General features: G+C 72.7%; 12 protein-coding genes. 3 read left to right on the forward strand and 9 right to left on the reverse strand.

The genetic code is table 11. The features are described from left to right. Positions 1-3 precede the first annotated feature (3 nt). The 3 genes from C1729_RS07985 to C1729_RS07995 form a co-directional block, all read right to left on the reverse strand. Positions 4-585, reverse strand: a complete 582-nt coding sequence (locus C1729_RS07985; protein ID WP_102509478.1) for a TlpA family protein disulfide reductase — start codon at positions 583-585, stop codon at positions 4-6. 2 nt (positions 586-587) lie between these two features. Further along, positions 588-1,268, reverse strand: a complete 681-nt coding sequence (locus tag C1729_RS07990; RefSeq protein WP_102509479.1) for a histidine phosphatase family protein — start codon at positions 1,266-1,268, stop codon at positions 588-590. 145 nt (positions 1,269-1,413) lie between these two features. Then, positions 1,414-1,872 carry a MarR family winged helix-turn-helix transcriptional regulator gene (locus C1729_RS07995; protein ID WP_102509480.1) on the reverse strand — a complete coding sequence of 153 codons (459 nt, stop codon included), beginning with the start codon at positions 1,870-1,872 and terminating at the stop codon, positions 1,414-1,416. 138 nt (positions 1,873-2,010) lie between these two features. Between C1729_RS07995 and C1729_RS08000 the strand changes: the two genes are divergently transcribed. After that, on the forward strand, positions 2,011-2,559 hold the full coding sequence (locus tag C1729_RS08000; protein ID WP_102509481.1) for a YceI family protein: 549 nt from the start codon (positions 2,011-2,013) through the stop codon (positions 2,557-2,559). A gap of 287 nt (positions 2,560-2,846) precedes the next feature. Next, positions 2,847-6,221 (forward strand): S8 family peptidase, encoded by a 3,375-nt coding sequence (locus C1729_RS15195; protein ID WP_102509482.1) that lies wholly within the window; start codon positions 2,847-2,849, stop codon positions 6,219-6,221. Positions 6,222-6,281: 60 nt separating this feature from the next. On the opposite strand, the gene C1729_RS08010 is transcribed toward C1729_RS15195, so the two are convergent. The 3 genes from C1729_RS08010 to C1729_RS08020 form a co-directional block, all read right to left on the reverse strand. Next, on the reverse strand, positions 6,282-8,273 hold the full coding sequence (locus C1729_RS08010; protein WP_102509483.1) for an anthranilate synthase family protein: 1,992 nt from the start codon (positions 8,271-8,273) through the stop codon (positions 6,282-6,284). Positions 8,274-8,458: 185 nt separating this feature from the next. After that, positions 8,459-9,085 carry a redox-sensing transcriptional repressor Rex gene (locus tag C1729_RS08015; RefSeq protein WP_102509484.1) on the reverse strand — a complete coding sequence of 209 codons (627 nt, stop codon included), beginning with the start codon at positions 9,083-9,085 and terminating at the stop codon, positions 8,459-8,461. Continuing rightward, positions 9,082-9,333 carry a glutaredoxin family protein gene (locus C1729_RS08020; protein WP_102509485.1) on the reverse strand — a complete coding sequence of 84 codons (252 nt, stop codon included), beginning with the start codon at positions 9,331-9,333 and terminating at the stop codon, positions 9,082-9,084. The genes C1729_RS08015 and C1729_RS08020 overlap by 4 nt, the downstream gene beginning before the upstream one ends. 37 nt (positions 9,334-9,370) lie before the next feature. On the opposite strand from C1729_RS08020, the gene C1729_RS08025 reads away from it, so the two are divergent. After that, positions 9,371-10,234, forward strand: coding sequence for an HAD family hydrolase (locus tag C1729_RS08025; protein WP_102509486.1), 864 nt, complete (start codon positions 9,371-9,373; stop codon positions 10,232-10,234). Between the two features lie 80 nt (positions 10,235-10,314). Here C1729_RS08025 and C1729_RS08030 read toward each other — a convergent pair whose 3' ends face one another. The 3 genes from C1729_RS08030 to C1729_RS08040 form a co-directional block, all read right to left on the reverse strand. Continuing rightward, positions 10,315-10,413, reverse strand: a complete 99-nt coding sequence (locus tag C1729_RS08030) for a 30S ribosomal protein bS22 (protein ID WP_003792170.1) — start codon at positions 10,411-10,413, stop codon at positions 10,315-10,317. Between the two features lie 149 nt (positions 10,414-10,562). After that, a complete protein-coding gene (locus C1729_RS08035; RefSeq protein ID WP_102509487.1) occupies positions 10,563-10,769 on the reverse strand; it encodes a helix-turn-helix domain-containing protein in 207 nt (68 codons plus the stop codon). 136 nt (positions 10,770-10,905) lie between these two features. After that, complete coding sequence (locus C1729_RS08040) at positions 10,906-12,105, reverse strand: acetoin utilization protein AcuC (protein ID WP_102510588.1); 1,200 nt, start codon at positions 12,103-12,105, stop codon at positions 10,906-10,908. Between the last annotated feature and the right edge of the window lie 178 nt (positions 12,106-12,283).

Consider the following 12,283-nt stretch of genomic DNA (forward strand, 5'->3'; position numbering starts at 1 on the left):
CGTTCACGCCTGCTCGGCGAGGACGTCGTCGATCATCGCGTCGAGCGTCGACCGCTCGAGCAGGCCGAGGATGCGGGCCGCGACGCGGCCCTGCCGGTCGAGGACGAGCGTCGTGGGGGTCGCGGCGATCGGCGCGACGCCCTGGAGGGCGGCCGTCGCGGCGCCCGTGCGGTCGTCGATCGACGGGTACGGGATCTCGAAGTTCTTCTCGAAGGCCTGGGCGGCACCCGCGTCGTCGGTGCGGTTGAGGCCGAGGAGGTGGACGCCCTCGTCGGCGCGCTCGGCGGCGATCGCCGCGAGGTCGGGGGCCTCGACGCGGCACGGCGGGCAGGCCGCGAACCACGTGTTGACGACGACGACGTCGCCGAGCCACGCGCTCGTGTCGACGGGGTCGCCCGCATAGTCGGTGCCGGTGAGCGTCACGGGCTCACCGCGCTCGGCGACCGCCCACTGGCGGGTCGACCCGTCGCCCGACACGTAGCCGGGGTTGGCGACCTGGCCCGTCGAGTCGCCGCCCGGCGTGCAGCCGGCGAGCGCGAGCGCCGTGGCCGCGAGCGCGGCCACGGCGAGGAGGCGGTGACGCATGCTCACGCGCCCGCCACCTTGTTGGCGCCCGGGAGCAGGTCGGCGGCGGGCTCGGTGTAGCTGAGGCCGACGTAGCGGTCGCCGTCGAAGCGCAGCGAGGTCACGGACGCGAGCGAGCACTCACGCTTGCGCGGGTCGTGGAGGTAGCGACGGCCCTCGAAGGAGGAGCGTGTGATCCACACGGGCAGCTGGTGGGAGACGAGGACGACCTCGTGGCCCTCGGCGAGGCGGCGGGCGTCGTCGATCGCGGCGCGCATGCGCGCGACCTGGTCCTTGTAGGCCTCACCCCATGACGGGCGCCAGGGGTTCCACAGCTTGGGCCAGTGCTGGGGGTGGCGCAGGGAGCCGTCGCCGACACCGAAGGTCATGCCCTCGAAGTAGTTGCCGGCCTCGATGAGGCGCTCGTCGGTGCCGAGCTCGAGCCCGAAGGCTTCCGCGATGGGGGTCGCGGTCTCCTGCGCGCGCTGGAGCGGGGACGCGATGACGTGCGTGATGTCGTGCCGGACGGGCTCGACGTCGTCGGGGGTCGTCGGGACGCGCTCGCCTGCGAAGTGGGCGGCAACCGTGCGGGCCATTGCGTGGCCGCGCTCGGAGAGGTGGTAGCCGGGCAGGCGTCCGTAGAGGATGCCCTCGGGGTTGTGGACCTCACCGTGGCGCATGAGGTGGACCGTCGTCAGTGCCATGTCTCCATGTTTCCAGAGTTCGTGGGACCTCGGTCCCGGTCGGGGTGTGACGTGGGCCGCGTCCGGGTTCTCTCGGGTTGAACGTCCGGGGCACGCGGTGGTTCCCGGCGGAGCGGGGGCGCGACCGCAGGGAGGTGCGGAGGTGTCAGCGTGTGGCTGCGGCGACGCGTCGCATGACGTCGGTGAGCACGGCGGCCTCGGCGGGGCTGAGGAGGTCGACGAGGTGGTGCCGGACTGCTGCGACGTGGCTGGGCGCTGCGGCGACGAGGGCGGCGCGGCCGGCGTCGGTGAGCTCGGCGTTGACGCCGCGGCCGTCGGCCTGGCATGCGGCGCGGCGGACGAGCCCGCGGCTCTCGAGCCGTCGGACCGTGTGGGTCGTGCGGCTGCGGGAGTGGGCGAGGGAGTCGGCGAGCTCGGACATGCGGAGGGTTCCGTCGGCGGTCTCGTCGAGCCGGACGAGGACGGCGTACTCGCCGGGGGTGAGGCCGTGCTCGGTCTCGAGCTGGCGGCTCAGTGCCTCGGCGAGGCGTGTGGAGCCCTCGAGGTAGGCGCGCCACGTGGCCTGCTCGGTGTCGTCGAGCCAGCGTGCGGGTGCCTCGGGCATGAAGCCTCCGTGTCGGGTTCCGGACAATTCCGCTACCAGTCTTGCGGACACGCGCCATGCGGGCTAATCTGATTGAAGATTCACTTGAAGCAACAACCGATGCAGGTGGATCGACCGCGCATCCACGAGGAGGACCCCATGACCGCGCTGCCCACGAACCTCACCCCCGGCACCTACGTCGCCGACCCCACCCACACCCAGGCTAGCTTCACCGTCCGCCACGCTGGCATCTCCAAGGTCCGCGGCACCGTCCCCGTCACCGAGGCCACGATCGTCGTCGGCGACGACGTCGAGTCGTCCTCGGTCACCGCGACGCTCGACGCGACCGCGATCTCGACGGGCGACGCCGGCCGCGACGGCCACCTCCAGTCCGCCGACTTCTTCTCGACCGACGTCAACCCGACGTGGACGTTCTCCTCGACGTCCGTCACCGCTGACGGCGACGACTTCAAGGTCGTCGGCGACCTCACCATCGCCGGTGTCACCAAGCCCGTGACGCTCAACCTCGAGTACACCGGCTCCGCGACCGACCCGTTCGGCAACCCGCGCGCCGCGTTCGAGGCCTCGACGACGATCTCCCGCAAGGAGTGGGGCATCACGTGGAACGCCGCGCTCGAGGCCGGCGGCGTCCTCGTCTCCGACAAGGTCGCCATCGCGCTCGACGTCTCGGCCATCAAGCAGGCCTGACGCCCCGCAGCACCCAGGCAGTACCAGCGCAGCCCCCGCACCGTCCACGTGCGGGGGCTGCAGTATTTCTCCCGGACCTCCCCTGCGGTCGCGGGCCAACGGACGTTCCCGCAGGTCATCCCTACCGCGCAACCGCTCCGATTGCGGACTCCCGAGAGCTGACGCACGCTCGTGGCGGGACCGGGCGCCCGACGTCGTGCGCCGGGGCGCCTCGGCGTGGCTGCGCCGTCGCACCCGCGCGCACGCCACGTGCGTCCGCGTCGGCCCGCCGACCACCGGAGGACCGCATGACCTCACGTGCCTCACGGCGCCCAGGCGCCTGGCTCGTCACCACCGTTACCGCAGCGCTCGCCGTCGGCACCGTCGGTGCCACCACGACCGCCGCCGCGGCCGACGATCCCGGGGGCACCGCGTCCCCCGCACCCACCGCCGCACCACGCACGCTCGGCAAGGACGCGAAGATCCTCGGCGGGCTCGGCACCCTCACGGGGACCCGCTCGGTGTTCGTCCAGCTCGCAGGCGACGGCGCTGCCGACTCCGCCGCGGCCGCGACGGGCACGACCGCGAAGCGCAAGGCCGTCAAGGACCGCCGTGCCGCCGTCGGCCGCACCGCCGACTCCGTGCTCGCCGAGGCCCGCCGCACCGACAAGCGCGCGACCGCCCTCTACGAGGTCGCCAACGCCGTCCCCGGCGTCGCGATCCGCGCCGACGTCGACACGCTCGTCCAACTCGCCGACCGCACGGACGTCGTCGCGATCATGCCGATCATCCCCAAGAAGCCCACGAACGCCGGCGCCACGGCCCTCACGCGCGCGCTGCAGACCTGGCAGGACCTCGGCGAGACCGGCAAGGGCGTGACGATCGGCGTCATCGACACCGGCATCGACTACACGCATGCCGGGTTCGGCGGCACCGGCACGGTCGCCGCCTACGAGGCCGCCCTCGCGGCTTCCTCCGGACCGTGGACAGCGACCGCCAAGGTCGTCGGCGGTTACGACTTCGTTGGCGACAACTACAACGCCGACCCCGACGCCGACGACTACCAGCCCGTCCCCCACCCCGATCCCAACCCGCTCGACTGCCAGGGACACGGCTCGCACGTCGCCGGCACCGCCGCCGGCCAGGGCGTCCTCGCCGACGGCACGACGTTCACGGGCGACTACTCCTCGCTCACCGAGGCCGGGCTCCTCGACATGACCGTCGGCCCCGGCGTCGCCCCGGACGCGAGCCTCTACGCGCTCAAGGTCTTCGGGTGCACCGGCTCGACGAACGAGGTCATCGCCGCGCTCGACCACGCGCTCGACCCCAACGGCGACGGCGACCTCTCCGACCGCCTCGACGTCGTCAACCTCTCCCTCGGCTCCGACTACGGCGTCGCCGACGACCCCGAGAACCTCGTCATCGACAAGCTCGCCAAACACGGCGTCATGCCCGTCCTCTCCGCCGGCAACAACGGAGACCTCACCGACACGGGCGGCTCGCCCGGCAACGCCGTGCGCGGCCTCGCCGTCGCAAGCTCCGTCGACCCGTTCCAGCTCCGCGACGGCCTCAAGGTCGACGCCCCCGCGAACGTCGCCGGCATCGCGTCCGGACAGTTCTCCGTCGCGTACGACTGGGCGACGAAGCCGCCCGTGAGCGGCGACGTCGTGATCCTCGGCGGCGCCAACGCCGACGGCTGCGCACCTCTGAGCGCCGCCGACGCCGCGAAGGTCGCCGGCAAGGTCGCCTGGCTCTCGTGGGACGACAACGACGCCACCCGGCGCTGCGGCTCGGCCGGGCGTGCGAACAACGTCACCGCCGCGGGTGCGATCGGCTCGATCTTCACGTCGAGCCTCGACGTCTTCAGCGCCGGGATCTCCGGCAACGCGGCCATCCCGATCATCCAGCTGCCCGCCGCCCAGACGACCCGGCTCCAGCCGGCCGCCGAGGCAGGCACGCTGCGCGTGACGTTCGACGGCTCCCTCGCCGGCACCATCAAGGACGTCACCCCGTCGATCGCCGACACCATCAGCTCGTTCACGTCGCGCGGCGTCCACGGCTCGTTCGGCGTCGTCAAGCCGGACGTCACCGCGCCGGGGGACACGATCACGTCCGTCGGCGTGGGCACGGGCTCCGGCTCGCTCACCATCAACGGCACGTCGATGGCCGCGCCGCACGTCGCGGGCATCGCCGCGCTCGTCCGGGCCACGCACCCGTCGTGGGACGTCGAGCGCATCAAGGCCGCGATCATGAACACCGCGACGCACGACCTGCGCACCGCCGACGGCACGATCTACGGCCCCGCCCGCGTCGGCGCCGGCCGCGTCGACGCGCTCTCGGCCGTGACGACGGACCTCGTCGCGTACGCGTCCGCAGGCTCAGGCGCGGTCTCCGCGTCGTTCGGCGTCGTCGCCGCCCCCGTGACGAAGCGCACCGTCACCGAGCGTCGCACCGTGACGGTCCGCAACACGGGCCGCACGACGAAGGACGTCCGCGTCACCTACGAGGCCGCGACGACCCAGCCGGGCGTCACGTACACCGCCTCCCCGTCCCGCGTGCGGGTGCGGGCGGGCGGCACCGCGAAGGTCACGGTGACGATGACGGTGCGGCCCTCGCAGCTGCGCCGCACGATCGACCCGACGATGGACACCACGCAGGTCAACCCCTACACGGGCGGCACCGAGGCACGACAGTTCGTCGCCGACGCGTCGGGCAGGCTCGTGCTCACCGCGCAGGGCGACGAGCTCCGCGTGCCCGTCTACGGCGCGGCCAAGCCGACGTCGCGGACGACCGCGTCGGTGCAGACGTCGAAGAAGTCGGACCCGGCGATCCGCCTGCGCGGCACCGGCGTCGACCAGGGCTCCGGCTCGAGCGCGTTCACGTCGCTCGCGTCGGTCCTCACCCTCGGCGAGACGTCCGGCAGGCTCCCCCGCTGCTCCGCGACGGTGGCGACCGGCTGCGTGTCGATCGCCTCCGAGCGGGCCGGGGATCTCAGGTACGTCGGTGCCGGGTCCGTCGCCGGACCGGGCGGCTACGCCGACGGCCTCCTGTGGTTCGGGCTCGCGACGTGGGGCGACTGGGCGACGATCGGCAACACGACCATCCCCTACGTCGACTTCGACGTCGACGGCGACGGCCGCGCGGACTACGAGGTGTTCGTGCAGAACGCCCCGGGCACCGACCTCCTCGAGGCCCTGCTCGTCGACCTCCGGACCAGCGCACCGGTGTCGGTCATCCCCGCGAACTTCGCCGAGGGTGACACCGACACCAACGTGTTCGACTCGAACGTCCTGCTCATCCCGGTGGACCCGGCAGCGATCGGGATGCCCGTCGGCGCGACGTCGTTCCCGATCACCTACCAGCTCGGCATGTTCTCCGGCTACACGGGCGACGACATCGACACGACCGGCGCGATCCGGTACGACGTCGCCGACCCCGACGTCGTCGTCGACTCGCCGCTCTACGTCGACGCACCCGGCACCATCGGGTACACGCTCGGCTCGGGTGCGACGAAGGGCACGAAGGCGCTCATCGTGCACCTCCACGGGGCCGAGCGCGCACGCGCCGAGGTCCTCTCGCTCCCCAAGGCGTCGTCGCCGACGAAGCCTCCGAAGGGCAAGAAGCACCACAAGGAGCGTGAGCACCTCACGCGCTCGAAGGGTCACCACGCGTTCACCGACTGACCCTGCACGCCGCGGCGGCCCCGCACCCCTCGTGGGTGCGGGGCCGCCGTGGCGCCCGGGTCACGCGCGGGCGGGCACGAGGACGTGCTCGACGAGCGTGCGGAGGATCGCGAGGCCGTCGCGCGAGAGGACCGACTCAAGGTGGCCCTGGACGCTCGCGAACGAGGGCCCGCGGAGCACGTGCACCTCACCCACCTCCCCGGCCGTGACCCGGACCTCGCCCGCGTCCGTCGTGAGGGTCGTCGTGCCCGGGACGACGCGCGCGGCGAACGTGTTGTAGAAGCCGACAACCGCGTGCGTGCCGTCGAGGTCGATCCCGAGCGGCAAGCCCTGCCGGGGCGTGGGCAGCGGCTCGATGGGCAGCCCGAGACGGTGCGCGACAACCTGGTGGCTCAGGCACACCGCGAGCAGCGGACGCTGCTGGTCGAGCCGTCGCCCGACGACGTCGTGGAGCCGCGCGAGGCGCGGAGACGCGTCGCGCGGGTCGCCCGGTCCCGGACCCGCGACGACGAGGTCGGCCGCGTCGAGCTCGTCGTCCGTCACGGCGTCCCACGGGACGACGTCCGCGTCGAGGCCGAGGTGCCGGAGCTGGTGGGCGAGCATCGTCGTGAACGCGTCCTCCGCGTCGACGACGACCGCACGTGCGCGGCTGCCCACAGGGGCTCCCCGCGTCCCCGCGTCCACAGCCGGCGCGGCCGCAGGTGCGCCCTGATCCTCGAGCCAGAAGGATGCGAGACGGGCGTTGCGACCCGCGAGCGCGGCGAGCACGTCCGGGTCCGTGTGTGCCCGGTCCCGGGACGGGGCGCACACGGGCCGCGGCACGACCCCGAGCGCCCCGAGCACGCCCGCGGCCTTCGCCGTCGTCTCGGCCGTCTCCGCGACCGGGTCCGAGTGCCGAACGATCGTCGCCGCGGCAGGCACCGTGAGCCGCCCGCCCGCGAGATACGCGGTCCGGATGAGGATCGGCGCGTCGAGGTCGTGCGTGACGGACGGGTCGCCGACCGGGGCGGCGTCGCCCGGGGCCGCGCCGGGCACCGGCCGGGGCGTGAAGAGCGCCGCGACCCCCGCGTAGTACCCCCGCCCTCGCCCCTCGTGCCGCGCGAGCACCGTGCACGCCGACCGCATCGGCGAGCCCGTCACCGTCGGCGCGAACATCGTCGCCCGCAGCACGTCCCGCGGGTCCATCGACGTCCGGCCCGCAAGCACGTACTCGGTGTGCGTGAGACGCGACATCGGTCGCAGCCGCGGCCCCGACACCCGCCCACCCTCCGGGCAGGCGACGCTCATCATCTTGAGTTCCTCGTCGACGACCATGAAGAGCTCCTCCGTCTCCTTCGTCGACGCGAGGAACTCGAGCAGCTCTTCACGCGTCGGCGGCGCGTCCCCGTGTCGGAACGTCCCCGAGATCGGCGTCATCCTCACCTCGCCGTCCCGCACCGACACGTGGACCTCCGGCGTCGCGCCCACCGCGACGTGATCGTCCGTGACGATCGCGAACGTCCAGTACGCGCCGGCCTCGGTCCCGAGCAGGCTCCGGAACCACGTGAGCGCCGCCGTCACCGGATCCGCGTCGACGCTCCCCCGCCGGTCCCGACGCACGACGAACGACGAGCCCGCGCCCTGCCCGATCTCGTCCGCGACGACCCGTCGCACGACGTCCGCGTACGCGTCGTCGTCGAGGTCGAACCCGTCGTCGGCGACAGCGACCGCCTCCGTCGGCAAAGCCGCAAGCGCGGCCTCCCGCGCGACGAGCGCCCGCTCACGGACGACGAGGCAGCGCAGCGGCGCCCCGTCGTCGACCGCGTCGAAGCCGAGCTCGCGCACCTGCCGGAACGGCACGAGCGCGAGCACCTCCTGCGCGCGCCCCGCCTCGTCGTGCAACGGCACGTCGTCGAGCACGTCGACGTCGACGACGTCGCCCGTGAGCACCTCGACGTCACCGCCCTCGCGGGCGAGCAGCGCGAACGGCGGCCGCAGCGCGGCGAGCACCGACGCAGCATCGTGGCCGAGCAGCAGGGCAGGGGCGTCAGCGGGGACGTCATACCTGGTCATGAGTTCTCCTGAGGTCCGACGGAGGGCCCAGGAACGCACAAGGACCGCCCGTCATGGGGCGGTCCGTGATCGTGAGAGGTCGCGAACGCACCGCCTAGAGGCGGTGCCACCAGCTGGTCGTCGCGAACATGCGGGCGACACTACCGCCTCCGCACCTCCACGACCACCCCCTGGGACGTAGCGTCTCAGGGACTCGACGCGTAGAACGAGAGGATCTGCAGCTCTGCCGCGACATCGACGACCCGCACCGCCATCCCGTCCGGCACGTTCAACCGGCCTGGCACGAAGCTCAGCACCGAGACGACGCCCGCCGCCGCGAGCGCATCGAGCGTCCCCTGCGCCGCCACCGGCGGCACCGCGAGCACCGCGATCGTCGCGCCCGTCGACGCGACGACCTCCGCAAGATCGTCCTCGTGCCGCACGAGCACGCCGTCGACGCTCCGCCCGACGACCGCCGGGTCGACGTCCGTGGGCGCCACGACCTCGAAGCCCCGCGCCCGCAGCCCGCCGTACCGCGCGACAGCCTGCCCGAGATGACCGGCACCGACGACGATGACCCGGTGCGCGTCAGACAGGTGCAACGCGCGCCGCACGTGCGCCGCCAGGTCCGCGACGTCGTACCCGACGCCCCGCGTGCCGTACGTCCCGAGCCGCGACAAGTCCTTGCGGACCTGCGCGGGCGCGACACCCGCAAGCTCCGCGACACGCGACGACGACGCCGTCGACTCCCCGTGCCGTGCCAGGTCGTCGAGCACCCGCACGTAGACGGGCAGGCGCTCGAGCGTCGGCGGCGGCAGCGAGCGTTCGCTCACCGCAAACCCTGGACGAACAGCCGCAGCCGCTTCTCCGGGATGCGCCAGACCCCCACCTGGTGGCCATCGACGAGCACGACGGGCACGTGCTCGCCGTGCTCCGCGAGCAGCGCAGGATCCTCGTCGACGTCGAGTTCCTCCCACGCGACCCCCTCGTCGGCGCACACCGCCGCGACCGTCTCGCGCGCCGTGTCGCACAACGAGCACGTCGAACGAGTGATGAGACGAACCCTGACCTCGGTCTGCATGAGCCAACCCTACGGACCGGTCACTAGAGTGGTCGACATGGCACGCACCGAACCCACGAGCTCGGACCACGTGCCCTCGGTCCCCGACGGGGAACCGCGGGGCGTCGTCCCCGAGGAACCCGCACCCGGGAGCGTCGTCGCCGCGTTCTTCGACGTCGACAACACGATCATCCGCGGGGCGTCCTCCTTCCACCTCGCGATCGGCCTCTACAAGCGCGAGTTCTTCCGCGTGCGCGACCTTCTCTTCGCATCCTTCCAGCAGCTGCGGTATGTCCTCGTCGGCGAGGACAACGACCAGATCGGCTCCGTGCGCGACCGCGCGCTCCTCATCATCAAGGGCCACTCCGTCGCCGAGGTCACTGCGATCGGCGAGGAGGTCTACGAGCAGGCGCTCGTCTCACGGATCTTCCCCGGCACCCGCAAGATCCTCGACGCCCACCTCGCCGCCGGCCACGAGGTCTGGCTCATCACAGCCGCCCCCGTCGAGATCGGCGCGCTCATCGCGCGACGGCTCGGCGCGACCGGTGCGCTAGGCTCCGTCGCCGAGCACGTCGACGGCATCTACACGGGCCGGCTCGTCGGCGAGCTCATGCACCGCGAGTCAAAGGTCGACGGTGCGCGCGAGCTCGCCGAGCGGCGCGGCATCGACCTCGCCGCGTCGTACGCATACGGCGACTCCGCGAACGACATTCCGCTGCTCTCGAGCGTCGGATTCCCGTGCGCGATCAACCCCGAGCCGCGCCTGCGACGCCACGCGAGCGAGCACGGATGGCCCATGCGCGAGTTCCGCGGCAAGCGACGGATCGCGAAGCGATCGCTCAAGACGGCGTCGTGGGCCGGTGCCGCCTGGGTGCTGGGGCTTGTCGCGCGGTCCCTCACCCGCACGATCCGCGGGCGCTGACGCGCCGACGCCCGTCACGACGACGAAGGCCTCCGTCCCTGTCGGGGCGGAGGCCTTCGTTCACACCTGGTGGTGTGAGGTCACTTCTTGTTGCGACGCTGGTGGCGCGTCTTACGAAGCAGCTTGCGGTGCTTCTTCTTCGCCATACGCTTGCGGCGCTTCTTGATCACGGAGCCCATGGGTGCCTCGCAGTGTCTCGTCGGATGTGCACGCGCGGCACACCCTACGGCCACCACGCTGGAAAAAGTCCTCACCGATCTTACCTCGCGCACGGGGATGCCCGCGACACGCCCTGCGAAGGTGTGCCGGGCCAGCGTCCGGACGACGGTCAGGAGGTGAGGCGGTCCTGGTCGATCGTCGCCTCGGCGAGGTACTGCTCGAGCGCAGACGCCGGCACCCGGAAGGACTTCCCGACACGGATCGCCGGCATCTCACCCGCGTGGACAAGGCGATAGACGGTCATGCGGGAGACCCGCATCGCGTCGGCGACCTCGCCGACGGTGAGGAATGCGGGACGCGCGGCGGCGTCGGACATCGGGCCCCTCCTGAGACGGTCGTCGGCCGCACCCAGCAGCCGTTCAGCGACTCACTCTAGGGCCTTGCGCAGCGGGGCGGTAGCCCGTCTCACCTGCACCGTCACCCTCACGTGCCCCACGTTCCCCACGCGACGCTCAGAGGTCGTCGGGCAGGAGACCCAGATGCGGGAACACCGCCGCACGCGTCGCCCGCACCGCACGGTCGACCGGATCCGCAGGGTCGTAGCCCGCACCCCACGGACGGTGGTCGGGGCCGCTCGCGAGGTCGGCGACGTCGTCCCCACCCATGCGCGAGGGCGCCTCGACGAGAAACTCCTCGAGGATCCGTGCCCGCCACGACGCCGGCACCGGCGTCTCCGGCGCCACCGGACGGTGCGAGACCACCCCGAGCAGGTTCGTCCACGCGACCGGCACGACGCCGACGATCGCGTACCCCCCGCCGCCGAGCGCGACCCATCGGCCGTCGCACACCTCGTGCGCGAGCTCGTGCATCCACTCCGCCGCGTGCCGTTGCGCCCGGATCCCCACGCGCAGCTCCGACAGCGGGTCACGCCCGTGCGCGTCGCAGCCGTGCTGCGTGACGAGGAGCTCCGGCGCGAACGCACGCACGGCCGGCAGGACCGTCGCCTCGACCGCCCGCAACCAGCCCGCGCCCTCCGTCCGGGGCGGGAGCGCCACGTTGACCGCCGTCCCCTCGGCCGACGGCCCACCGATCTCCGTCGGATAGCCCGTGCCCGGGAACAACGTCGCAGGCGACTGGTGCACCGACACCGTGAGGACACGCGGGTCGTCCCAGAACACCTTCTCGACACCGTCGCCGTGGTGCGCGTCGAGGTCGACGTACGCGACGCGCTCGACGCCCGCGTCGAGCGCGTCCTGGATCGCAACCGCCGCGTCGTTGAACACGCAGAAGCCCGACGCGCCGCCCGGCATCGCATGGTGCATGCCGCCCGCCACGTTGATGCCGTGCGCCGCGCGACCGCTCACGACCGCGCGCACCGCGTCGACCGTGCCGCCGACAATCCGCGCGGCCGCGTCATACATCCGCGGGAAGATCGGATCGTCCTCGGTACCGAGACCGCGCACCGGGTCCGTGACCCCGTGCTCGGCCGCGGCCCGCACAGCGTCGAGGTACGCGCGCTCGTGGACGAGCGCGAGCAGCGCGTCGTCGGCAGGGTCCGGCTCGACGACGAGCGCCTCAGCGCCCTCGAGCACACCGAGCTCGCGCGCGAGCTCGACCGTGAGACGCAGCCGCACGGGCGACATGGGGTGCCCGGGCCCGAAGTCGTACCCGAGGAGCTGCGGCGACCAGGTCACATGGACGGCTGCGGACATGTCGCCACCGTAACGTGCGTCACACTCGCGCGTCGCGGCTATCCACGGGCGCCCCGCGACGCGCGCCCCGGCACCCGACGCCCCCGTCGCCGACATCCCGCACGGCGTGACACCCCCGCACTGTCGGCACCGGACGCCCACAGGTGGCATCGTTGACCAGTGCGGCCCTCCGGTCGCA

This window comes from Sanguibacter massiliensis (assembly GCF_900240335.1).
Taxonomy (GTDB): domain Bacteria; phylum Actinomycetota; class Actinomycetes; order Actinomycetales; family Cellulomonadaceae; genus Flavimobilis; species Flavimobilis massiliensis.

Bases quoted from the DNA above. Each gene is read 5' to 3' on its own strand.
- C1729_RS15195 (WP_102509482.1), top strand. From the start codon at position 2,847: ATGACCTCACGTGCCTCACGGCGCCCAGGCGCCTGGCTCGTCACCACC.
- C1729_RS08020 (WP_102509485.1), bottom strand. From the start codon at position 9,333: ATGCAGACCGAGGTCAGGGTTCGTCTCATCACTCGTTCGACGTGCTCG.
- C1729_RS07985 (WP_102509478.1), bottom strand. From the start codon at position 585: ATGCGTCACCGCCTCCTCGCCGTGGCCGCGCTCGCGGCCACGGCGCTC.
- C1729_RS08035 (WP_102509487.1), bottom strand. From the start codon at position 10,769: ATGTCCGACGCCGCCGCGCGTCCCGCATTCCTCACCGTCGGCGAGGTC.
- C1729_RS08025 (WP_102509486.1), top strand. From the start codon at position 9,371: ATGGCACGCACCGAACCCACGAGCTCGGACCACGTGCCCTCGGTCCCC.
- C1729_RS08030 (WP_003792170.1), bottom strand. From the start codon at position 10,413: ATGGGCTCCGTGATCAAGAAGCGCCGCAAGCGTATGGCGAAGAAGAAG.
- C1729_RS08000 (WP_102509481.1), top strand. From the start codon at position 2,011: ATGACCGCGCTGCCCACGAACCTCACCCCCGGCACCTACGTCGCCGAC.
- C1729_RS08010 (WP_102509483.1), bottom strand. From the start codon at position 8,273: ATGACCAGGTATGACGTCCCCGCTGACGCCCCTGCCCTGCTGCTCGGC.
- C1729_RS07995 (WP_102509480.1), bottom strand. From the start codon at position 1,872: ATGCCCGAGGCACCCGCACGCTGGCTCGACGACACCGAGCAGGCCACG.
- C1729_RS08040 (WP_102510588.1), bottom strand. From the start codon at position 12,105: ATGTCCGCAGCCGTCCATGTGACCTGGTCGCCGCAGCTCCTCGGGTAC.
- C1729_RS07990 (WP_102509479.1), bottom strand. From the start codon at position 1,268: ATGGCACTGACGACGGTCCACCTCATGCGCCACGGTGAGGTCCACAAC.